Annotated in this window: 15 protein-coding genes; 10 read left to right on the forward strand and 5 right to left on the reverse strand. The window is 45.7% G+C overall.

What is annotated here, in order from left to right; all coding sequences use genetic code 11:
* Positions 1 to 72 precede the first annotated feature (72 nt).
* Together DA100_RS10815 and dacB are read left to right on the forward strand one after the other, a co-directional pair.
* Entirely contained in the window at positions 73 to 1,122 is a 1,050-nt protein-coding gene (locus DA100_RS10815) for a porin (protein ID WP_138972140.1), read from the forward strand.
* 104 nt (positions 1,123 to 1,226) lie between these two features.
* The gene (gene dacB, locus DA100_RS10820) at positions 1,227 to 2,657 is read left to right on the forward strand and encodes a serine-type D-Ala-D-Ala carboxypeptidase (protein ID WP_138972141.1); all 1,431 of its coding nucleotides are present in this window, start codon (positions 1,227 to 1,229) and stop codon (positions 2,655 to 2,657) included.
* Here the strand turns inward: dacB and DA100_RS10825 are convergent.
* Positions 2,636 to 3,481, reverse strand: a complete 846-nt coding sequence (locus DA100_RS10825; protein ID WP_138972142.1) for a magnesium transporter — start codon at positions 3,479 to 3,481, stop codon at positions 2,636 to 2,638. The two genes, dacB and DA100_RS10825, sit on opposite strands and share 22 nt — an antisense overlap.
* A gap of 425 nt (positions 3,482 to 3,906) precedes the next feature.
* A complete protein-coding gene (gene tyrS / locus DA100_RS10830; RefSeq protein WP_138972143.1) occupies positions 3,907 to 5,094 on the reverse strand; it encodes a tyrosine--tRNA ligase in 1,188 nt (395 codons plus the stop codon).
* Positions 5,095 to 5,223: 129 nt separating this feature from the next.
* Here tyrS and DA100_RS10835 point away from each other — a divergent pair, with 129 nt between their 5' ends.
* Positions 5,224 to 6,510: a peptidoglycan DD-metalloendopeptidase family protein gene (locus tag DA100_RS10835; RefSeq protein ID WP_138972144.1), complete on the forward strand. Its 1,287-nt coding sequence runs from the start codon at positions 5,224 to 5,226 to the stop codon at positions 6,508 to 6,510.
* A gap of 32 nt (positions 6,511 to 6,542) precedes the next feature.
* Here the strand turns inward: DA100_RS10835 and DA100_RS10840 are convergent, their stop codons facing one another.
* From DA100_RS10840 to erpA, 3 genes are all read right to left on the reverse strand, one after another.
* Positions 6,543 to 9,659 carry an efflux RND transporter permease subunit gene (locus tag DA100_RS10840; protein WP_138972145.1) on the reverse strand — a complete coding sequence of 1,039 codons (3,117 nt, stop codon included), beginning with the start codon at positions 9,657 to 9,659 and terminating at the stop codon, positions 6,543 to 6,545.
* An 11-nt stretch (positions 9,660 to 9,670) separates the two neighbouring features.
* Positions 9,671 to 10,753, reverse strand: a complete 1,083-nt coding sequence (locus DA100_RS10845) for an efflux RND transporter periplasmic adaptor subunit (RefSeq protein ID WP_138972146.1) — start codon at positions 10,751 to 10,753, stop codon at positions 9,671 to 9,673.
* A gap of 252 nt (positions 10,754 to 11,005) precedes the next feature.
* Positions 11,006 to 11,347, reverse strand: a complete 342-nt coding sequence (gene erpA, locus DA100_RS10850) for an iron-sulfur cluster insertion protein ErpA (protein ID WP_006878298.1) — start codon at positions 11,345 to 11,347, stop codon at positions 11,006 to 11,008.
* Between the two features lie 252 nt (positions 11,348 to 11,599).
* Here erpA and hemL point away from each other — a divergent pair, with 252 nt between their 5' ends.
* The 7 genes from hemL (at position 11,600) to DA100_RS10890 (ending at position 23,459) form a co-directional block, all read left to right on the forward strand.
* Positions 11,600 to 12,892: a glutamate-1-semialdehyde 2,1-aminomutase gene (gene hemL / locus DA100_RS10855; protein WP_138972147.1), complete on the forward strand. Its 1,293-nt coding sequence runs from the start codon at positions 11,600 to 11,602 to the stop codon at positions 12,890 to 12,892.
* A 259-nt stretch (positions 12,893 to 13,151) separates the two neighbouring features.
* Positions 13,152 to 14,237, forward strand: a complete 1,086-nt coding sequence (locus DA100_RS10865) for an AI-2E family transporter (protein ID WP_138972149.1) — start codon at positions 13,152 to 13,154, stop codon at positions 14,235 to 14,237.
* 79 nt (positions 14,238 to 14,316) lie between these two features.
* Positions 14,317 to 15,339, forward strand: a complete 1,023-nt coding sequence (rsmC, locus tag DA100_RS10870; protein WP_138972150.1) for a 16S rRNA (guanine(1207)-N(2))-methyltransferase RsmC — start codon at positions 14,317 to 14,319, stop codon at positions 15,337 to 15,339.
* Between the two features lie 208 nt (positions 15,340 to 15,547).
* Positions 15,548 to 18,934, forward strand: a complete 3,387-nt coding sequence (locus DA100_RS10875) for a response regulator (RefSeq protein ID WP_138972151.1) — start codon at positions 15,548 to 15,550, stop codon at positions 18,932 to 18,934.
* 655 nt (positions 18,935 to 19,589) lie between these two features.
* Positions 19,590 to 21,272 (forward strand): ABC transporter substrate-binding protein, encoded by a 1,683-nt coding sequence (locus tag DA100_RS10880; protein ID WP_138972152.1) that lies wholly within the window; start codon positions 19,590 to 19,592, stop codon positions 21,270 to 21,272.
* 172 nt (positions 21,273 to 21,444) lie between these two features.
* On the forward strand, positions 21,445 to 22,431 hold the full coding sequence (locus tag DA100_RS10885) for an ABC transporter permease (protein WP_006878292.1): 987 nt from the start codon (positions 21,445 to 21,447) through the stop codon (positions 22,429 to 22,431).
* A 2-nt stretch (positions 22,432 to 22,433) separates the two neighbouring features.
* The gene (locus DA100_RS10890; protein WP_006878291.1) at positions 22,434 to 23,459 is read left to right on the forward strand and encodes an ABC transporter permease; all 1,026 of its coding nucleotides are present in this window, start codon (positions 22,434 to 22,436) and stop codon (positions 23,457 to 23,459) included.
* Position 23,460 lies beyond the last annotated feature (1 nt).

The raw sequence follows: 23,460 nt of genomic DNA on the forward strand, positions 1-23,460 counted from the left end.
TAAGAGGATTGACTCAAGTGAGTCATCACTCGCATAACAACTATTTATGGACAGTAAATTAGGACTAATAAGATGAACAAAACTCTGATTGCTCTAGCAGTTTCAGCTGCAGCAGTGGCAACTGGCGCAAACGCGGCAGAAATCTACAGCCAAGACGGTAACTCTATTGAAATGGGCGGCCGTGCTGAAGCGCGTCTAGCTCTTAAAGATGGCAAAGCAGAAGACAACTCACGTGTACGTCTAAGCTTCCTAGGTAAAGCGCAAATCACTGACGGCCTATACGGCGTAGGTTTCTACGAAGGTGAATTCACTACTGCAGAAAATGGCAAAACTACAGATAAAGGTGATAGTGACCTAACTACCCGTTACGCATACGCTGGTCTAGGTGGCGCATTTGGTGAAATCGCTTACGGTAAAAACGAGGGCGCACTAGGTGTAATCACAGACTTTACTGATATCATGGCTTACCACGGTAACTCAGCTGCATACAAAATCGCTGTCGCTGACCGTACAGACAATATGATCTCTTACAAAGGCCAATTTGCTGACCTAGGCGTTAAAGCGAGCTACCGTTTTGCTGACGCAAAAGACAACGGTGTAAATGGCTATGATGATAACAACGCTGACGGCTACTCTCTATCTGCAATCTACGCAATCGGCGAAACTGGCGTTAAACTAGGTGCAGGTTACGCAGACGGTAACCAGTACCTTGACACTGTTACGGAAGGTCAGTTCAACCAACTTACTGAGCGTAACCAGTACATGCTTGCTGCATCTTACGCGATCAACGACCTATACTTCGCAGGTACTTTCGTTGACGGTCAAGACAAAGACAAAGCAACTGGCAACAAAACCGACCTAACTGGTTATGAATTCGCGGCGGCTTACACTATGGGCCAAACTGTATTCACAACAACATACAACTACCTAGAGTCTAAAGACGCTGGAGTTAAAGCTGACGAAGCAGACAACGTTGCAATTGATGCAACTTACTACTTCAAGCCTAACTTCCGTGGTTACGTATCGTACAACTTCAACCTGCTAGATGTTGATGCTGCTAAAAACATCACTAAAGCAGACGCTGAAGACGAGATCGCTCTAGGTCTACGTTACGACTTCTAATTTCCTGACCTCAAGTCAAGAATCTAAGACGCTCGCTCTATAGCGGGCGTTTTTTTTACTCGCTATACTCTTCTTCTGGCTCACGACTTGCGATACCCATTACTATGCAACGCTCAATTTTTTTCTCATCCCTACTATGGGGTTTAGGTCTATTTTCTTCGCAAGTATCGGCTTATGCGCCATTAAACGAATTACCTTCAGGTAGCCGAGCGGCATTGCGTGTCGAGAGCTTACAGAGTCAAGAGAGCTACCAAGGTTCAGCAAACCAAGATCAACTGTTTCCACCAGCCAGCACATTAAAAATAGTGACCGCTCTTGCTGCAAAACTAGAGTTAGGTGATCAGTTTCGCTACCACACCGCGATAGAACAGGCGGGTCAGGATGTTGTGATTCGTTTTAGTGGCGATCCAACCTTTACCACAGATAATCTAAAACAACTCTTATCTCAGGCTCGTAGCAAAGGCATAAAGCGAATCGAAGGTGACCTGTGGTTAGATAATAGTGCTTTTACAGGTTACGAACGTGCGGTTGGCTGGCCCTGGGACATTCTTGGCGTTTGCTATAGCGCACCAGCGAGCGCCATCTCACTTGACGGAAATTGTGTTCAGGCTTCTATATACACTCAGCAAGACGGCAAAACTCGCGTCTATGTACCCGAGCATCAACCTATTTATGTCACCACACAAGCAAAAACCGTTTCTAAAGCTGAACAAGAGAGCACTCAGTGCAATTTAGAGCTGCTCTCATCACCAGACAACCACTATCAGTTACAAGGGTGCCTACAAAGCCGTAGCCAACCTCTACCGCTCAAATTCGCCGTTCAAGATCCTGCTCTTTACACGCAGCGTATACTCCATACATTGCTCAGTCAGCTAAACATTGAACTTATTGGCAACATCAAAGTGGGCGTACCTCAGCGACAAGGTCAAGCATTAGCAAGCCATCAATCTTCTCCACTCCCTCAATTGCTCGAAACAATGCTCAAACAGTCAGATAACCTGATTGCCGACAACCTAACGAAGACTCTTGGTAGCAAGTTCTTTGTTCAGTCAGGCAGTTTTGGTAATGGGACTGAAGCAATCAAACAGATCCTCTTCGCTAAAACCGGCATCGACTTACAACAAACGCCAATGGCAGACGGCTCAGGCTTATCACGTAACAATCGCTTTACCAGCCAAAATATGGCCGCCGTTTTACGTTATATCTGGAAACATGATGATCAACTGGGACTGATCGACTTAATGCCAAAGGCAGGAACTAACGGCACGCTAAAATATCGCCGAAGTATGCGCCAGGAACCGATCAAAGGAGAGTTGATTGCCAAGAGTGGCTCCCTTTACGGAAGCTACAATATGGCGGGTTACGGTTTAGATAATAACGGTAAACCTAGCACCTTGTTTGTTCAGTTTGTCGCTGACTATCATCCACCAAAAACGAAGAGCGACGCTCAACCGACCGTCGCTCCTATCACTAAGTTTGAAACATTGTTCTATCAAGATGTGGTGAAATTTAGTCAGGCAATGCCCAAAAAGTAGTTCACGACAGTGAAGTAGATCCACATCCCCGAGATATCAACAATTGAGGCAAGAACTGGACTCACCAAGACCGCTGGGTCCAGTTTAAATGCTCTGGCAAGGATCGGTAATAAACCACCTAAAGTCGTTGATAGTGTCACTTGAATAAACAGTGCGACAGCAATCGCCAACGCAATGGTATTGATCTCGAACCCACCGGCACTCATAGGGTCACTGAAAAGAACAATTCGACCGACAATTACCAGCGAGATCGCTAATGCTAAACAGAGTGCTACTCGGCTTTCTTTCCAAAACACCGCTAACCACTGACGCTTTCTTAGTTCTCCCGTGGCTAACGCACGAATCACTAACGTTGCAGCCTGTGTCCCAGTATTACCTCCAGCCGCTGCTATGACTGGCATATAAATAGCCAGTAATACCAACTGACTTAAGGTATCTTCGTACTGGGCGATAATTAACCCTGAAACGATTCCTAGCAAAGCCAGAGCAATAATCCAACCGATACGCTGCTTTACATGCCCAGCGACGGAGGTATCAAGGTAACTGCTTGATGTTTCAACTTCTGAATGGATAAAACCAAGTTGATGCGCATAATGACGTGCCAACTTGTCATGTCCTCCAACCTCTAAAGCCGATATCAATCCCTGTACATAACCGATAGAACAGTGATGCAAGATAGCGACCGCTTCTTCAACAGGCATCACCGTCAATAGGCGCACCTGCTGCTGTTGCTCGTATTGCAGAAATGCATTGCGAGCTGCACCGATCTCTTCACGAGAAAAGTGCGGTGTATTTTCAATGTAAGTATTGCTCATTACCGTCATGGCGAATCTCCCGATTGGCAGTAGGTAACGACCATCAAACACAGTGGTGTACAAGCACAAAACGCCGTCTCGCCAGCCCAAAGAAGCTAGAGAGATACTGTGTTGATTCTAGAATTTAGAGGAGAAAAACGTGAGGATACAGTTCAATAGAAAGGATGCTCTACCACTTAGGTAGAGGCGTGAGACGACAATACCGAAGCGGTTTATTTTTCCCCTCTCATACTAGGAGGATGGTCGATATTGTTCATAAAAGTCTCCGAATAAGCTGCCATACTGGCAGCGTGCGCATAGTACCAGAGTCATCAAAGAAAATCAGTCATTTTTAAACAAAAACGCATAACATTTGAGCAGGCTATAAGTTTGATAACAAACATAAAAAAAGCGCCTAATAAGGCGCTTTAATTCACGATAATTTCAGGCAGTGACTATTTAATTGTCACGCGAGCGAACTTACGCTTACCAACTTGGAACACGTAAGTTCCTGCTTCAGGTGTAAACTTAGCGTCTGCCACTTTTTCGCCATCCATCTTAGCCGCACCTTGCTTAACCATACGCATTGCTTCTGAAGTTGAAGCGCACAATGCAGCTTCTTTCAGTAAGTTGCTCACTGGCAGGCCAGCTTCAAACTCAAACTCTGGCATCTCATCAGGAATTTGGTTTTTCGCAAAACGGTTAACGAACTCTTGCTCAGCCGCATCTGCATCTTCTTGGCTATGGAAGCGAGCGATGATCTCTTTTGCCAGAGCAACTTTCACATCACGTGGGTTTTTACCCGCTTCAACACCCGCTTTCAGTTCGTTGATTTCTTCAAGCGGACGGAAAGAGAGCAGCTCGTAGTAGTTCCACATCAATTCATCAGAAATCGACATGATCTTACCGAACATCTCACTTGGTGCTTCGCTAATACCGATGTAGTTGTGCGCAGACTTAGACATTTTCTTCTCGCCGTCTAGACCAACAAGAAGAGGCATAGTTAAAACAACCTGCGGCTTCTGACCGTGTGCTTTTTGCAGCTCACGACCCATCAGCAAGTTGAACTTCTGGTCAGTACCACCAAGTTCAACGTCTGTTTCCATTGCTACTGAGTCATAACCTTGTAGGAGTGGATACATAAACTCATGAATAGCAATTGGCTGACCACCAGTGTAACGCTTTTTAAAATCATCACGTTCCAGCATACGAGCAACCGTTTGATTTGCAGCAAGGCGAATCATACCCTCTGCACCTAGCTCAGAAAGCCATTCAGAGTTAAATTGAATCTTAGTTTTCGCTGGATCAAGAATCTTAAACACCTGCTCTTTATACGTTTCTGCGTTACGCAGTACGTCTTCGCGAGTTAGAGGTGGGCGAGTTGTGTTCTTACCTGTTGGGTCACCAACCATACCAGTGAAATCACCGATTAAGAACGTCACATCATGGCCAAGTTCTTGGAACGCACGTAGCTTGTTCAAAATAACTGTGTGGCCTAGGTGGATATCAGGAGCCGTTGGATCGGCACCCAGTTTGATGCGAAGAGGACGCCCCTCTTTCAACTTAGCAATCAGTTCTTCTTCTGGAATCAGTTCATCAACACCGCGCTTAATCTCCGCTAGTGCAGCTTCAATGCTCGCCATTCTTGTTCACTCCCACAGATTTGGCAAAAATTTGTTAGTTTGCCATCTTACTTGAATAGCGATGCTTTTTGAAACCAGTTAGACTAAACAGCTGAGCTTTTTTACTGAATTTTTTAGAACGGACATACGATGTTGTCTCTTTTTGCTCGACTACCTTGGATTCATCGAGCCCTTATCGCCTTTTTCAGCGCCTTTATTGTCATCGCGCTATTTCTGCCTACCCCTAACGATCTCCGCCAGGAAGAGAGCAACTATCAAGTGGGTAAAGCTTACCCTTTAACGCTGAATATCGATCAACTTACTCAGCAAGAGTCCATTTCCCCACTTGCCGTTTTACGTTGGGAAAAACACACCATTGGATCTGGTGACAGTATGGCTCTGCTGTTTCAACGTGCTGGGCTATCATCTCGTTTGCTTTATCAACTGACCTCGACCAATAAGGACATTGAGACGCAACTGACTCGAGTGAGACCGGGAGACACCTTCGAGCTGGGCTTTGACGCTGACAATGAGTTGATACAGATTAAACGAACTCTCAGCCCTTATGAGAGCTTTCTAGTGACTAAATCCGAAGCAGGTTATCGATCGTCATTCGACAAAAAAGAACTGTTTTACCAATACAACTACGCTGAAGCGAATATCACCTCAAACTTCTGGAATGCAGGCGTCAATGCTGGTTTAACCGCAAACCAAATTATGGAGTTAGCCGGTATTTTTGGCTGGGATATCGACTTTGCGTTGGATATTCGTAGTGGTGACAACTTTAAGATTCTCTATCAAGAGAAGGTGGTTGAAGGAGAAGTCGTCGGAAGAGGAAAGATCATTGCAGCGGTGTTTACCAACCAAGGGGATACATTCAAAGCCATTTTGGATGATAAAACGGGCAACTACTATGACGAAAATGGCCGCGCAATGAAGAAGGCATTCTTGCGCTCTCCCCTAGATTTCCGTCGTGTGACATCTAACTTTAACCCGACTCGACGCCATCCAGTGACGGGCAAAGTCGTTGCCCACCGAGGAACAGACTATGCGGCACCTGTCGGAACGCCTATTTGGGCTGCGGGTGACGGTATTGTGCAAAAATCTAGCTACAACCAGTTCAACGGCAACTACGTCTTTATTAAGCACAGCAATACTTACATCACTAAGTATCTCCACTTAACAAAACGTACCGTGAAAACCGGCCAGAGGGTTAAGCAAGGCCAGACAATCGGCACCCTTGGAGGCACAGGTCGTGTCACTGGTCCACACCTACACTATGAGTTTCTAGTTAATGGCGTCCACAAAAACGCCAGAACGGTCAAATTGCCACAGTCTAAATCACTCACAGGTTCAGACAAGGCGACCTTCATTGCCAACGCCAAGATCAGATTAGATAAACTGAATCGCTACGGTGATTTACTTGCTACACCATAAGTCAAAGGCTCGGATAATCCGGGCCTTTGTCATTAATCGGCTTCAATAACTCTATTACCCTGCTCTTCCACTTTATGCTCTTTGCCCAGCATTAATAGACACGGAGTCAATACTAGAGTAAGCACAGTGGCAAACGCTAGGCCACCAGCAACCGCCGTGGCGAGTTGCGACCACCACTGGGTACTGGGTGCACCAAATTCAATTTTTTGGTTGATCAGGTCGATGTTCATTTCGAGTACCATCGGCAGTAAGCCAAGAATCGTCGTTACCGTCGTCAGCATCACCGGTCGCAGACGTTGAACTCCAGTTCGCAGTATTGCTTCTCGCTTATCTAAGCCACGATGACGCAGTTGGTTATAGGTATCGATTAAAACAATATTGTTGTTGACCACAATGCCAGCCAACGCAATAACCCCTATCCCAGACATAATGATACCGAATGGCTTCTGGAATATTAGCAAGCCAACAAACACCCCAACGGTTGAAAATAGTACCGCACTTAAAATTAACAATGCCTGATAGAAACTATTGAACTGAGTAATCAGAATAAGCGCCATCACCACCAATGCCACAAGAAAGGCATTTTGTAGAAACGCAGAAGAGTTTTCTTGCTCTTCATTCTGCCCACGAATTTTAAACTCAACACCATCAGGTAAACCAAGATCAGCGACCGCTTGATTTATTTTGGGCAACTCGAGAGCCAAGTTATAACCCTCTTTCATATCCGCCATAATATTGGTGACCCGATGCCCATCAATGCGTCGTATCGTGTCTTGTTTGTGCTCAGGTACGATAGTCGCAAAGTTAGTGATAGGAACTAAGCCAGCTTGAGTTTTGACTCGAAGCTGATCAAAACGACCTATGTCGCGCTTGTCCTGCGGATAACGAACTAAAATGTCGACTTCTTCATTGGCATCATCAGGCAGATAATCACCGATTTTCAGACCATTCGTCACAAACTGGACGGTATTGCCAACTAAAGTCGCATCGGCAGCAAAACGAGATGCGTCATCACGACGAATGTCGATCTGCCAATCTATGCCGTCTTTACTTGACGTATCACTGAGATTGGTAAAAGCCGGATAATTGTCAGCCCACTGCCTAACTTTTTTAGCCGCCGCGTCCAATTCAGTAGGGATCCGAGCCGATAATTCTATCACCAGATCATGTTCAACCGGTGGACCAGCATCAGGGAATTTATACTCAATTTCGACACCCGCATAACCATCCGTTTGGAGCTTGAGTTCCTCAATTATCTCTTTGACCTTACGGCGATACTGCCAATCAACAGGAGTAATCTGAATCTGACCAATTTCATCATCACCACCAGTGCGAGTGTAAACACTCTCAAACTCATCATGATTGAGCATTACCGCTTCAATATCACGAATAATCACGTCTTTCTCATCCAAGGAAAGATCACCATAAGATCGAACTTTAACCGTGAAAAATGGTGGATCTACCTCGGGGAAAAACTCCGCCCCCAAACCTGCTTTGGCGTAGGTAAAACCAACGCCAATCGCAAGCAAAATAGCGCTAATGAGGATTTTGAATGGGTGCTTTATCGCAATGTCTAAGGTATGGAAGTAGAGCTTAGTGATCCCCGTTGCCTTAGAAAAATCGCCATCATGTAGCGCAACCATTTTCTCTCGTTGCGCCTTAGTAACATGCTGAGGTCGTCCTATTAAACTGCCTAAAACAGGCACCAATAGTAGTGCCATCGCTAGAGATGCGCTCAACGTAGCAATGAGAGTCAGCGGCAAATACTTCATAAATTCGCCCGTGACATCTGGCCAGAAAAGCAAAGGAGCAAAAGCCGCTAGTGTGGTCGCCGTGGAGGCGGTAATCGGCCATGCCATTCGCTTGGCGGCATCACGATAAGCTTCCCTTCTTGGCGTGCCTTCTTGCATACGTCGATCGGCAAATTCAGTCACAACGATAGCGCCGTCAACCAACATACCTACCGCCATAATCAGTGAAAAGAGCACGACAATATTGATGGTTAGACCAAAAACAGACAGAACCAGCAAACCGGTTAAGAATGAGCCTGGAATCGAAATGCCCACCAACAAGGCAGTACGAACACCAAGAATGGCAATGATGACAATCACAACCAGAATGATCGCTGACAAGATATTGTTCTGTAGATCGCTGAGCATCATCTCAACATCTTTAGACTGATCCCAAGTGTATTTGACCATCAGGTTATTCGGCCAATCTGGACGCGTTTGAGCTTCTGCCAACACCGCTTTTATTAACGCAACAGTCTCGATGATATTCTCGCCAGCGCGTTTTTTCGCATCCAGTACAACGGCAGATTTTCCATCTAGCCGTGCGTAGCTTTCTGGATCTCGGAATGCCCGTCTAACGGTTGCCACATCACCAAAGGTAATGACCTGCTTACCATCAACCTTTACAGGTAATTCAAGCACATCTTTCAGCGAATCGAAGACCGAAGGAACCTTAACCGAAAAGCGCCCATACCCGGTATCAACGAAACCTGCGGCAACCACTCTGTTATTTAGTGCGATCAGGTTGTAGATATCCCCCTGATCTAAGCCATAACTTTCCATCAGTAGTGGATCAACAATGATCTCAACAATATCCTCGCGATCACCTGCAATATCCACTTCTAGGATTTGGCGGTAACTTTCCAGCTTATCTCTTAACTGACGCGCTATCTGCACAATGGTCCGCTCAGGTACCGTACCGTAAAGTACGATTGAAAGCGCAGGTTCCTCCGACGCTAAAGTCACTTCATTGACCGTCGGTTCATCGCTGTCGCTGGGTAATTTGGGTTTTGCCAAATCAACCGCTTCACGCACATCAGCCATCGCTTTGTTCAGGTCGACACCAACACTGAACTCAAGCATGACTGAGGCATGACCTTCAGAAGCGGTAGAGGTCATCTCTTTGACCCCTTCAATGGTTCTCAATTCTTGCTCAATCGGGCGAACAAGCAATCGTTCGGCGTCTGATGGCGATATACCCTGATGGCCTACCGACACATAAATAATCGGAATTGTAATGTCAGGGCTAGATTCTTTAGGAATGGTGATATACGTTCCCGCACCGGCGAATAGAATAAAAACCAGAAGCACCATCATGGTTCTAGTACGAGATAGAGCCGCATCAATCAATGCATACATAGTGTCGGCTCCTATCTGCTTTGCTCAATCGCAATGACACTATCACCATCGCGCACAAATCCCTGCCCGGTAGTGATGATATCGACTTGCTCACCGAGTCCCGTTAGCCAAACCCCATCCTGTTCCGCTTTAACCAGCTTTATTGGCACAAATTTAACCTGATTAGCGACCAGTGTTTTGACACCTAAGTTGCCCATTTCATCCAAAGCCAGCATTGCAGGGGTAATTTTAATTGCCAGCTGGTCTTGAAGGTTGAGTTTCACTTCAGCACTGACACCCGCAGGGATTTTCTGCCCAGGGTTTGCCAGTTCAATTTCAATTGGGAAAGTATTGGTTGCAGGAGAGGAGACTCGTGATATGTAACGCACCGCCCCCATGGTTTGGTCACCATTAATAAAACGAACACTCGCTTGCTGATTAAGCTCTAACGCTTGAATGTGTCGCTCACTCACGTCTGCTTCAATCACTATCTTGCTTAAATCGAGTAATGTCGCGACAGGATCACCTACTCCAACAAAATCACCCGTTTCAATAAACAGGTGATCCACTACGCCTGTAAACGGGGCTTTTACCGAGGTATTACGCAAAGCGATTTGAGCATTGTTCACCATCGCTTTCGCTTCGACTAAACCGGCCTGAGCAGTAGTAAATGCGACCTCACCTTGCAAGCCTTTACTTTTGAGAGACTGGGCGGCTTTATATTCCTTCTCTTTCACTTTGAGCATGGCTTCGGCACGCTGCAACTGACTCTCTAAATCGCCCTTATCAATCAGCGCAATCACCTGCCCCTGCTTAACACTTTCACCCTTGTTTACCTTTAACTGGACAATTTTGCCGGCAATTTCTGCCCCGAGTCTGGCCTTTTTATTCGGCGCAGTCCGTCCGTAAAGCTCAATGGTTTTGTGTGTGGATTCGGCGACAAAGGAGGTGAACTGAACTTTGGCTAGTGGAATGTCTTCCGTCTCTTGGTGAGGCGCGGTGTCTTGTGCTTTCAACATTCCTACCCCTAACCAAAGAGAGAGGAGTAATACCAATATCAGTGACACAAGATAAGGTCTAACCGCAAGAAAACGCAGAGGAGAAATACTCGCCATAACTATCCTTATTATTTCTATATCACATCCAAAACAAACAACAGCAGCGATTTACGGCTACACGTTGTGGATATAGCAATTCACAGTGTTCTACTGCGAATGTATCAATTAGGATATAAATTAACCATCTAAAAATAAAATGACATTGATAACTATTTATCTGGGGTCTCAGTTTCTGGATAAATAAGGAAGGAAAAGCCAGTAGTAGATAGGCAATAGGCTGCAGAGGGACCGCAGCCTAGAAAGAGATATTTAAACGCTGAATGAAGCACCGCAGCCACATGTTGTGGTCGCATTTGGGTTATTCACAAAGAAACGCGAGCCCTCAAGCCCTTCAGTGTAATCCACTTGGCCACCCACTAAATATTGAAGGCTCATAGGGTCAACCACCAAAGTCACACCACTGTTGACAATGGTTGTGTCTCCTTCATTCACGTTCTCGTCAAAAGTGAAACCATATTGGAAACCACTGCAACCACCACCAGTAATGTAAACTCGCAGTTTCAGGTTCGGGTTCTCTTCTTCAGCAATCAATGCACCTACTCGCTGAGCCGCTGCATCTGAAAATGTTAGTGGAATATTTACTTCGCTCACGATGATCTCTCTCAGTCGTTTGGCTCCAGAATGACTGAACTTTCTGGAACTTCATCTTTTAATATTAGGGGGATTATCTAATACCTGAGTGAAGCGTTCAAGTATTCACCACTTTTGAAGCAACTTTTTATACCAATTCTTCTTTATTTGCTGTGAAAGTACGCAGAATGTGCAGCAAAGCGTTTTATTGTATGGGAATCGACAGGTACAATGCGTGCCAAATTGGTCCGAGCAATCAAAAGAGGATATCCCATGACCAAATCCGCAGATCTATTTGAGAAAGCACAGCAAACCATTCCTGGTGGTGTGAACTCTCCTGTACGTGCATTTAACGGCGTTGGTGGCGCACCGATTTTCGTTGAACGAGCTGACGGCCCGTTGATTTTTGATGCTGACGGCAAAGCGTACATTGATTATGTGGGTTCTTGGGGTCCGATGATTCTTGGTCACAACCACGCGGTAATTCGTGAAGCGGTTATTGACGCAGCGCAGCGCGGCTTGAGCTTTGGCGCACCAACCGAAATGGAAATTGCGATGGCTGAACTGGTTTCAGAACTTGTCCCATCGATGGAACAGATTCGTATGGTGAGTTCAGGCACTGAAGCAACCATGAGCGCAATTCGTCTTGCTCGTGATTACACAGGTCGTGACAAAATCATGAAATTTGAAGGTTGTTACCATGGTCATGCAGACAGCCTGCTAGTTAAAGCGGGGTCGGGTGCTCTGACGCTTGGTCAACCAAGTTCACCAGGTGTTCCAGCGGATTTCGCCAAGCACACACTAACGGCAACATTTAACGATCTAGACTCAGTGCGCGAACTCTTTGCGGCAAACAAAGATGAAATCGCATGTATTATCGTTGAACCTGTTGCTGGCAACATGAACTGTATTCCGCCAGTGGAAGGTTTCCATGAGGGGCTACGCCAAATCTGTGATGAAGAAGGCGCGCTGCTGATTTTTGATGAAGTAATGACAGGTTTCCGCGTGGCTCTAGGTGGTGCTCAGGCTTACTACAACATCAAACCAGACCTAACAACATTAGGTAAAGTTATTGGTGGTGGTATGCCAGTGGGTGCGTTCGGTGGTCGCAAAGAAGTGATGCAGTACATTGCACCTACAGGCCCTGTTTACCAAGCGGGTACTTTATCAGGTAACCCTGTAGCGATGGCGGCAGGTTTCGCTTGTCTGAACTTACTCAAACAAGAAGGTAACGAAAAGCGCCTTGCTTCTAAAACTAAACAGCTAGCAGATGGCTTTAAGCAACTAGCAGACAACCACGGTATCCCTCTTGTCGTCAATCAAGTTGGCGGAATGTTCGGTTTCTTCTTTACCGATCAAGAAAGCATCACCAGCTACGAAGACGTGACTAAGTGCGACATCGAGCGCTTCAAACGTTTCTTCCACCTAATGCTGGATCACGGCGTTTATCTTGCGCCATCGGCTTTCGAAGCGAGCTTTACTTCTCTGGCACACGGCAGCAAAGAAATTGAAGCAACGCTGGAAGCGGCAGATCGCTGTTTTGCTATCATCGCACAACAAGCTTAACCTCTACTGCATATGGAAAAGGCTGCATTGAGCAGCCTTTTTTTATTGCCAGTTAAACAAGACTAACAAAACCAATCCTGCCATTACCAAGGCAAACCAAGGTATAGAAGGTTTGCTTTTTGATGCTGACTTGCAGCCTTTGTCATTATTACAGCATCCCATGTTTTGACTCACCTCTGATGCAAATCTGATTCTTGATTGATAACTGCCTGTTTTAAAGCCATTATACTGATACATCGTCAAACAATTGGACAAGATTGTGTCAGATAAAATTAAAATCACCTCCAGTCACTGGGTACTAGTGATAGCCCTGTTGGCTGCAGCGTTCGCGTGTTTTTTATTGGTAGAGCCTTACATCAATTCGATCGTAATGGCGTTTATCATTTCGCTGTTGATGTTCCCTATTCATGATTGGATTGAGAGCAAACTGCCAAATCATAAAAATGTTGTTTCTCTGCTCTCCTGTATTGTGTTGACCTTTATCATTGTCGTCCCACTGTTGTTTGTCTTTGCTGCTATCGTTCAGCAAGGCTCTGCATTTTCTCAAAACGTTTATCAATGGGTCACTCAAGGGGGCATCCAAACACTCTTCGAACACCCTTGGGTTGTGAAAGGTTTGTCTTTAGCCAACACTTACTTACCTTTCGATAAGGTAGAGCCTCAAGAGATTGCTCAGAAAGTCGCTCAGTTTGCCACGAGTTTTGGCAGTAATCTGGTCGGTATCAGCGCGAAGATTTTAGGTGATGCGACTAACTTCCTAATGGACTTTTTCCTGATGTTATTCGTGCTATTTTTCTTACTTCGAGATCACGATAAGATCATCAGTGCTATCCGCCATATCCTTCCTTTGTCACGCAGCCAAGAAGATAAACTACTAGATGAAGTTGAGCAGGTGGCGAAGTCTGCCGTCATGGGTTCATTCCTGACTGCTATTGCGCAAGGTATCGCGGGTGGACTCGGTATGTGGCTCGCCGGATTCCCAGGTCTATTCTGGGGAACCATGATGGGCTTTGCTTCATTTATTCCGGTTGTTGGTACTGCGCTCATTTGGATCCCAGCAGCAATCTACCTCTTCCTCATAGGGGATACTACGTGGGCTATCTTCCTGACCGTTTGGAGCGTAGCTGTGGTAGGTTCGATAGACAACTTGCTCCGTCCATTCCTAATGCAAGGTAGCGCTGGAATGAACACGCTAATGATCTTCTTCTCTTTGTTAGGTGGTCTACACTTATTTGGCTTAATTGGCCTAATCTACGGCCCGATCATCTTTGCTGTGACCATGGTATTGTTCAATATCTATGAAGAGGAGTTTCAAGGCTTCTTAGATCAACAAGATCACAGCTAAACAGCAAAACGGTTTAATACTTCAAGATGAGGGAGGATTGTGCGAAAATCCCCCCTCATTTTTTTCTACTGAGTGCTCTATGTCTGCCTATATCGCGCCAAGTCAAATTGCCGAGCGACAACTTGCTTACTTCGAAGGTAAACACGTTCTTGTTGCTGGTGAATCTGAAGACCTATTTCCTGTTGAACTGGTGAAACACTGTCAGTCTGTAACAGTATTTACCACCAACTATGGTTATCATCGTCAGCTTGAATCCTATTCGCAAATTACCCGTGTCTTTGGTGCAGAGTTCACACAGCAAACTCAGGCAGATTTGGTCCTGCTCTACTGGCCAAAAGCGAAAGCTGAAGCCGAGTATCTGCTGGCCATGTTGATGTCCAAACTAGGAACCGGAACTGAAATCGTGGTTGTGGGTGAGAATCGCTCTGGTATTAAAAGCATTGAGAAAATGTTTAAGGACTATGGCCCGATTACCAAATACGACTCCGCACGCCGTTGTTCTTTCTACTGGGGGCAATGTACTCAGACACCTGCAGCTTTCCAGCTAGATGAATGGTATAAAACCTATCAGGTTAGCTACAAAGAGCGCACTCTGACCATTAAAAGCTTACCGGGCGTGTTCAGTCACGGAGAGTTTGATATTGGCAGTAAACTGCTGCTCGATACCCTACCCGATCTGACTGGCAAGGTTTTAGACTTTGGCTGTGGAGCGGGCGTCATCGGCAGCGTGATGGCGCTCCTTAATCCAGACATAGAGCTAGAAATGTGTGATATCAGCGCACTCGCGGTCGCGTCTAGCCAAGCCACACTCGAAGCTAACGGTTTGACTGGTCGTGTATTTGCCTCTGATGTTTATTCAGATACCAGCAAGGATTACAACTTCATTATCAGTAATCCTCCTTTCCATGCTGGTCTCGATACTAGCTACAGCGCAACGGAGACGCTGTTGGCAAAAGCACCACAATATCTAAACCCACAGGGACAACTATTTATCGTTGCTAATAGTTTTCTTAAATATCAGCCGATTATTGAGCAAGCCTTCATTAATTGCGAGACGCTAAATAAGACCAATAAATTCGCGATTTATCACGCTAAGAAGTAGTCGACTTGCCCAATTCTTGCCAAGGATTGGGCAACATCTCCCCTGCCAAAGTAAAAACTGCGCTTTTCTCCACGCTTTCCTTGCAACTTACTTGTCAAAGTAAAAAAACTCGTTAATTTTGTCACTATAGGAAAATAACGTTTTATCCCGCTTACAGGTTTTTAGGCCCCAATCTTTAAGCCGAACTCTTGGAAACTCTAGTTAGATCATGTTTAAGTTGTATCGGAAACAGAAATTTAAGCGTCTTCAAAGCACTCTGATGCTGGCATTTCTGGTCTTAAGTATCACACCTCTTACCGTTATCGCTATCTTCTTTTTGCAGTCACACACCACTGACTTACAAGAGCAGAGCACATTGCATTTGGTTTCTGTTCGCGATAGCAAGCAGCAGCAAGTCGTTGACTACCTATACGCGAAAGAGTCGGAAGTCATGGGGTTTGTACGCTCAGAGTTAGCGTATGCGAGTGGTGGTCGATTCTACGGCTTGGTCAACGCATTTGGCAGCTTAGGCCTTGATATTGAGCAGGCACGCGAGTACGCACAAAAGCGTTATATCCAAGGTTCGGGCGATCAAATCAAAACCTCTATTTTGCCTCAGTCTAGCCTCTTTAATGGTACAGAACGCTACCGCTTGCTTCATAAACGCTATCACTGGGCTTATCTGGAACTTCTCAAACGCTCTGATTTCGATGATATCTTATTGGTCGATCGAGAAGGAAACGTCACTTACTCGACGTTTAAATATGACAATTTCGGCACTAACTTGCTAACTGGCAAATATAAAGATGCCAACTTAGGACACACTTTTACCAAACTAAGAAATCTGGTCATTGAAAAACGTAAAACGAACGAAGACTTTACGCCGGTTATTATTTCAGATTTTGCCCAAGAGCAAGGCAAGTCAGTTGCATGGCTAGGCGCACCCATTGTGCAGCAAGGTTATCTGCACAGCTATGCCATGTTTCGTCTGCCGAATAACGGCATAACCAAGCTGATAGCTGATACCAAAAACATCCCTTCGATGAAGACCCTTTTGGTTGGTGCCGATCATAAATCCCGTACTCTCGCATACGAGCAGGAAGATATTGATAAAAGTCGACAAGTGGTGGAGCTCGCCTTGTCTGGATTAACCAGCTTTGGAACCTACTCTAACTCAGAGAAAGAGGCCATCATTGCCGCCTACGCCCCGATTTCGGTTAAAGGTATCGACTGGGCACTGGTCGTTGAAGTACCAGAAAGTGTTGCCTTTGCTCGCATTCATCAACTTGAAACTGTGTTTATTTTCGCAATGTTAACGGCAATCTTACTGGTTGTTATGGCCTCCCACTACCTGTCCAATTTCATCACATCCCCACTTCTTAAATTGACTTGGGCTGCCGAGAAGGTATCTGCTGGCGATCTTGATGCCACTATGATTAACACGCAGCGTAAAGATGAAATCGGGTGCCTTGCGGTCAGTTTTGAGCGGATGCAACGCTCAATTCGCGAAAAGATCCTCTTAATCAAAGAGCAAAATGCAGAGCTAGAAAGCAACCTCAAACTCATTCAAAAACAAAATGATGAGTTACAGCTCGCCAATAAACTCAAAGATGAATTCTTAGCGACAACCTCTCATGAGTTACGAACGCCTTTACACGGCATGGTGGGGATAGCCGAAGCACTCACTTCAGGAGCTAACGGCCCAATCACAGCAGAACACAAATACCAGCTAGATATCATTATCAGCAGTGGTCAGCGTCTTGCTACCTTGGTTGATGACTTACTTGATTACCATAAGATGCGTTATGGAAACTTGGATATCGACACCAGTGCCGTAGATTTATCCGGTTCAACGCGCTTAGTACTTGAGCTTTCTTCCCATCTGCTAGGCAACAAACCCATCAGAATTATCAACCAAGTACCTAGTGAACCCGTGTGGGTCAGTGCCGACCCGCAAAGACTTGAACAGGTACTATATAACTTGGTTGGCAATGCAATCAAATACACCAGCGAAGGCAAAATTGTCATTTCCGCGAACGTTATCGACGATCATATTCGTGTTCAGGTCGTTGATACTGGCCAAGGTATTCCAGCTGACCAGATCGAACATATTTTTGAGCCTTTGATTCAAGCAGGCAGCGACTCAAGCCGATACCGTCAAGGCGCAGGATTAGGTTTATCTATCAGTCGTCAGTTGATCGAACTGATGCAAGGTTCTTTGTATGTGAGTAGTCAGCCTATGGTTGGCACCACGTTCAGCTTTACATTACCTATCGCGAGTGAAGAGCAAATTCAGCAAGCAAACCACTATGAAGCGCCCCACTTTATCGCGCCGGATAGCGGAGAGATAGAGTTAGCCGAACCTGTTAGCCTACCAGAAAACCCTGAAGGTCCTCTGCTACTCGTCGTTGATGACGAGCCCGTGAACCTTAGAGTCTTGGATAGTTTCCTAAGACTGGAAGGCTATCGCGTACGCACGGCTAAAGATGGTCACGAAGCACTGGAATCGATTGAGAAAGAGAAACCAGAGCTACTGTTACTGGATATTATGATGCCAGGTATGAGCGGATATCAGGTGTGTGAAACGGTTCGTAAAAAGTACGATCATGCCGCCCTGCCTGTCATCATGCTGACTGCTCTTAATCAAACGGATGACCGAATTCGCGGGTTTAACGCAGGGGCTAACGATTACCTGTCGAAACCATTTAACAAGCAAGAGCTTGCTGCCCGTATCATTGCCCATCTAACGGCCAGCAAAGCTGAACTACGCCGACTTGAGAACCAGCAACTCCAGCTTGAACTCAAGCACCGAGCAATGGTTGAAGCCAGCCTGTTAGAAACACAAGGACGCCTACTAGAGCAACTAGAAACGGCGCCAGAAGCCATCATCTGTATTCGTGAAGATAACAAGATTCGCTTTGCCAATGAGGCGGCTTCAAAGCTATTTAAACGTTCTACCGAACAGCTAAAACGCTCAAGCGCTGACGAACTTATCGCACCCAAATTCCTTCATGTTGAACAAGAGCATTACTGCGGTACGATTGATGTTTACGTCGAAGATGTCCGACAACACCTTTCTGCGGATATTTTGAAACTTCCACAAGGTTCAGGCCTGCGTTCGATTTACATCTTTAACGTTGGCGGCAGCATCAATGCAAGCCGCATTAATAACTTGGAAACCGCAATTGAAGCGTTGTCCAGTTTTGCCTTTGAAGGTGATAAAGCCAAACTGCAAGAACTCAAAGAGCTGGGAGGAGAGTTTACGCGATTGGCTGATCGAGTTGCCGAAGACAGTAAATCCAAACAAGATATTATGCGTGAAGTGTTAGTTGATGCGATGACAAGCGCACTCAACTACTGGGAGTCCGTCACAGGACAAACCAAGTTCTCGTTCGCAGAACAAAGTGGTTTATGGCGCGTCTATCTCGACCGCAGTACTTTGCAAACACGCACACTCGACAAATATCTACGTACCGAGACGCTACCGAAAACACCACGCTGGAGAACGGTTCTAAGCTCACTGGATTACATCCTAGAGCACTGCAATGAACAAGGCCCAGAGAGAACGCATATTGAAGGGCTAAGAGATAAACTTCAGCACTTACTGACAAGCTAATACACCTTCAATGCCAAACTAAAAAGCCCGCAGTAAGCGGGCTTTTGATTCTCATCATTTTGCCTTGATTAATACTCAAATACAGTTATTACGACTCGTAAAACAACCTATTGCTTGCCGCCATTTAGCCGCTATTTTTTTTGTCTAGCAGGTACCCCAATTGATACAAAACCACCAACAATGCGTAAAAAGAACTCAGTTTGCGAAGCCAATCACAACAAGACGGCAGTTTTAATTTAACCCCAAAAATTAACAGAAAACCTCCAAGTGACCCACATCTCACATTTTACTTCTATAAAAGCAAGCCTTATAAAATAAATAAAATGAAGTTAGCAACCACTCACAAACAAACTGGTGCACATGGACTATTGCGACTCACTTCAAAGGCCTTTTCGTGATTACAATTTAATCAAATTTGGTTTTTTTAACAGTATTAACGGAGATGGTGATGGTTTTGACGTTTTTAACGGGAATAGCAATTGCGAAAATTAACGTTAAGGTGTTTTCTTAGTGTGCCTAAGGCCTACAGGCCACTCTGGATTTCTCTATCTCCTCCGATAGGAACTCATTTAAAGAGGTGGGCCTTAGTGAGTGTTTATCAATTGATGACATTCCATTCCATAAGTGAAATGAAAGCAAATAGTAAGGAACAGCTATGCTTGCCAACATAAAAAAAACAGCACTAGCAACAGCAATTATTGCTACAGCAACTACCGGATTCGCATCGGTAGCGACAGCTGCTGAACGTAGTGAACTAACTATCCACCCGAAAGAATTTACAACTTTCGTTCGTAACTTTAACCCATACCTGGGTGCAACTCACTTGCATACTACTTGGGACTTCCTTTACGAGCCTCTAGTTGTATTTAACGAAATGCAAGGTAACACGCCTGTATTCCGTTTGGCTGAAAACTACAAGATGTCTGACGACCTAATGAGCGTTACTTTCGATATTCGTAAAGGCGTAAAATGGTCTGATGGTGAAACGTTCGATGCAAACGACGTTGTATACTCGTTCAATCTTGTAAAAGAGAAACCAGAGCTTGACCAAAGCGGTATCAACTCTTGGGTAACTTCTGTTGAAAAACTGAATGACTACCAAGTTAAATTCCGTCTGACAGAAGCGAACTCTAACGTTCCTTATGAAATTGCTAAAGTACCAGTAGTACCTGAGCACATCTGGAAAGACGTGAAAGATCCTTCAACATTCACCAACGAAAACCCTGTAGGTTCTGGTCCTTTCACTGAGATCGATACTTTCACTGCACAACTTTACATCCAGTGTGCTAACCCGAACTACTGGGATGCGGACAACCTAGACGTTGACTGTCTACGTGTTCCTCAAATCGCTAACAACGACCAGTTCCTGGGTAAAGTTGTTAACGGTGAAATGGACTGGACTTCATCATTCATTCCTGACATCGACCGCACATACGCAGCAGCAAGCCCTAACCACCAGTACTGGTACCCGCCAGCAGGTACTCAAGCGTTTGTTGTTAACTTCAAGCACCCAGATCCAGCGAAGAACGAAGCACTTACTAACGTTGACTTCCGTCGTGCGTTCTCAATGGCTCTTGACCGTCAAACTATCATCGACATCGCGTTCTACGGTGGCGGTACAGTGAACGACTTTGCTTCAGGTCTAGGTTACGCATTCGAAACTTGGTCTGATGAAAAGACTCACGACAAGTACAAGGGTTACAACACCTACAATGCAGAAGGTGCTAAAGAGCTACTGAAGAAAGCTGGCTTCAAAGACGTTAACAACGACGGCTTCGTAGACACTCCATCAGGTAAATCTTTTGAACTTCTGATTCAATCGCCAAACGGCTGGACTGACTTCAACAACACCGTTCAACTTGCTGTAGAACAGCTAGCTGAAGTAGGCATCAAAGCGAAAGCACGTACTCCAGACTTCTCTGTGTACAACCAAGCGATGCTAGAAGCGACTTATGACGTTGCTTACACGAACTACTTCCACGGTGCAGATCCACACACTTACTGGAACAGTGCGTACAACTCAGCACTTCAGTCTGGTGAAGGTATGCCTCGCTTCGCGATGCACTTCTACAAAAATGACAAGCTAGATGGCCTACTAAACAGCTTCTACAAAACAGCTGATAAGAACGAGCAGCTAGAAATCGCTCACGGCATCCAGCAAATCATCGCTTCTGACCAAGTTACGATTCCTGTAATGTCTGGTGCTTACATGTACCAATACAATACAACTCGATTCACTGGTTGGTGGAACGAAGAAAATCCAAAAGGCCGTCCAAACATTTGGGCTGGTATCCCAGAGCGTCTACTACACGTACTGGACCTAAAACCAGTTAAGTAAGTAGTTGTTCTAACGATGCGGCATACGCTCTGTATGCCGCAAAATCCCCCCACTTTTTAATGTGTTCGTTATATGGCGCCGGTCGTCAGGGGATTGTTCGCTCTAAATTTTGTTTTCGCTAGGAGCGACCTGAAACCAGAAACAGGGAAAATCTGGGTAAGTAAGGTGAGTTATGGGTTATTTTTTAAGACGTTTGTCGTTCTATTTGGTCGCATTATTAGTTGCTGCGACATTAAACTTTATTATTCCTCGTGCGATGCCGGGTGATCCGGTGACCATGATGTTCGCTAACGCTTCGGTTCAGGTAACACCGGAACGTATCGCGGCAATGAAAGAGCTACTCGGTTTTGTTGATGGTGGATTGTTTACTCAATACATCGCCTACATGAAAAACATCCTGAGCTGGGAGCTTGGCACTTCGATTCAGTTCTATCCACTATCAGTAAACGAGCTGTTGGGTGGCGCATTTGGTTGGTCGCTATTCCTGGCAGGTAGCGCAGTTATCCTTTCTTTCTCTTTAGGCTCAGTGCTTGGTATTTTCGCAGCGTGGAAACGCGGCAGCAAATATGACGCTTTCGTCACTCCGGGCATGCTGATCATTCAGGCGGTACCTCAAGTCGTTGTCGCGATGCTAACGCTATTCATCTTTGCGATTGGTCTTAAATGGTTCCCGACAGGCTACGCCTACACTGCGGGTACGGTGCCAGACTGGACCAGCTGGGAGTTTTACAAAGACGCGGCATACCACGCAGTACTACCACTATTCTGTGCATCGATCATTCAGGTAGGTGGCTTCCTGGTTAACATGCGTAACAACATGATCAACCTGCTAGCAGAAGACTACATCACCATGGCTAAAGGTAAGGGCCTGAGTGAAAACCGAGTGGTATTCAACTACGCAGCGCGTAACGCACTTCTACCAAGCGTTACGGCACTTTCAATGTCATTAGGTATGGCGATCGGTGGTCAGCTAATCGTCGAAATCATCTTCAACTACCCTGGTCTTGGTACGGTACTACTGAATGCGATTCACGCCCGTGACTACCAAGTCCTTCAAGGGCAACTCATCATCATGACGATGTTTATGCTGTCATTCAACCTGATTGCCGACATGCTTTACGTAGTACTTGATCCTCGCCTTCGTAAGGGAGGGAAATAATTATGAAAGACCTATTTAAACTCATTCTAGGCAATGCTTACGCTCGTACTGGCTTAGCGATTGTTTCACTATTTATTTTTATGGCTATCGCCGCACCACTGATTACCAAGCACGCTCCGGATAAGCGTACTGGTAACCCGCATGAATACCCTGGTTTTGTTGTGAGCTCAGCAAAAGCTAACCCAGATGGTTGGGTGGCTCAGAATCTGGCAACTGACCGTCGTACTATGATCATGTCGAAGAAGGCTGATCATGTACTTGGTACTAGCCGCATGGGGCGCGATATCTGGTCTCAACTTGTTTACGGTGCACGTATTTCACTAGGCGTGGGGTTCGGCGCCGGTATCACTGTGTGTTTCCTTGCGACTGTGATTGGTATCTCTGCTGGTTACTTTGGTGGTCGAGTTGATGACGTGCTTACTGCCGCAATGAACATCATGCTGGTTATTCCTCAATATCCATTGCTATTCGTACTAGCGGCGTTCATCGGTGAGGCAGGGCCTCTAACCATTGCCATTATCATAGGCTGTACCTCCTGGGCGTGGGGTGCAAGGGTAATACGCTCGCAAACCTTAGCCCTGCGTGAAAAAGAGTTTGTTAAAGCGGCTGAAGTTCTTGGCGAATCATCTTTCCGCATCATCTTTGTTGAGATTCTGCCAAACCTTATCCCAATCGTAGGCGCTAGCTTCATTGGTTCGGTTATGTACGCAATCGGCATGGAATCAATTATCTCATTCTTAGGTCTGGGCGACCCAAGCACAATCAGTTGGGGCATCATGCTATACAACGTACAGACCTCTTCAGCAATGCTGATTGGCGCTTGGTGGGAAGTACTCGCTCCTTGTGCGGCATTGACTCTGCTGGTCACTGGCCTTGCGCTACTGAACTTCGCGGTAGACGAAATTGCTAACCCGCAGCTTCGCTCTCATAAAGGTATGAAACGCTGGAAAAAGCTTGCTGCACAAGACAAGAAAGAACGTCAGCCAGAACTACCACCACAAAATGCACTTTGGAGCGGAGATAAATAAT

This window comes from Vibrio sp. Hep-1b-8 (assembly GCF_006124995.1).
In the GTDB taxonomy this organism is placed as follows: Bacteria; Pseudomonadota; Gammaproteobacteria; order Enterobacterales; family Vibrionaceae; genus Vibrio.

What these genes read in the sequence shown, in the direction of transcription:
- DA100_RS10845 (WP_138972146.1), bottom strand. Translation starts at nt 10,753, where the DNA reads ATGGCGAGTATTTCTCCTCTGCGTTTTCTTGCGGTTAGACCTTATCTT.
- dacB (WP_138972141.1), top strand. Translation starts at nt 1,227, where the DNA reads ATGCAACGCTCAATTTTTTTCTCATCCCTACTATGGGGTTTAGGTCTA.
- hemL (WP_138972147.1), top strand. Translation starts at nt 11,600, where the DNA reads ATGACCAAATCCGCAGATCTATTTGAGAAAGCACAGCAAACCATTCCT.
- DA100_RS10840 (WP_138972145.1), bottom strand. Translation starts at nt 9,659, where the DNA reads ATGTATGCATTGATTGATGCGGCTCTATCTCGTACTAGAACCATGATG.
- DA100_RS10815 (WP_138972140.1), top strand. Translation starts at nt 73, where the DNA reads ATGAACAAAACTCTGATTGCTCTAGCAGTTTCAGCTGCAGCAGTGGCA.
- DA100_RS10825 (WP_138972142.1), bottom strand. Translation starts at nt 3,481, where the DNA reads ATGACGGTAATGAGCAATACTTACATTGAAAATACACCGCACTTTTCT.
- DA100_RS10875 (WP_138972151.1), top strand. Translation starts at nt 15,548, where the DNA reads ATGTTTAAGTTGTATCGGAAACAGAAATTTAAGCGTCTTCAAAGCACT.
- DA100_RS10890 (WP_006878291.1), top strand. Translation starts at nt 22,434, where the DNA reads ATGAAAGACCTATTTAAACTCATTCTAGGCAATGCTTACGCTCGTACT.
- tyrS (WP_138972143.1), bottom strand. Translation starts at nt 5,094, where the DNA reads ATGGCGAGCATTGAAGCTGCACTAGCGGAGATTAAGCGCGGTGTTGAT.
- DA100_RS10880 (WP_138972152.1), top strand. Translation starts at nt 19,590, where the DNA reads ATGCTTGCCAACATAAAAAAAACAGCACTAGCAACAGCAATTATTGCT.
- DA100_RS10835 (WP_138972144.1), top strand. Translation starts at nt 5,224, where the DNA reads ATGTTGTCTCTTTTTGCTCGACTACCTTGGATTCATCGAGCCCTTATC.
- rsmC (WP_138972150.1), top strand. Translation starts at nt 14,317, where the DNA reads ATGTCTGCCTATATCGCGCCAAGTCAAATTGCCGAGCGACAACTTGCT.
- DA100_RS10885 (WP_006878292.1), top strand. Translation starts at nt 21,445, where the DNA reads ATGGGTTATTTTTTAAGACGTTTGTCGTTCTATTTGGTCGCATTATTA.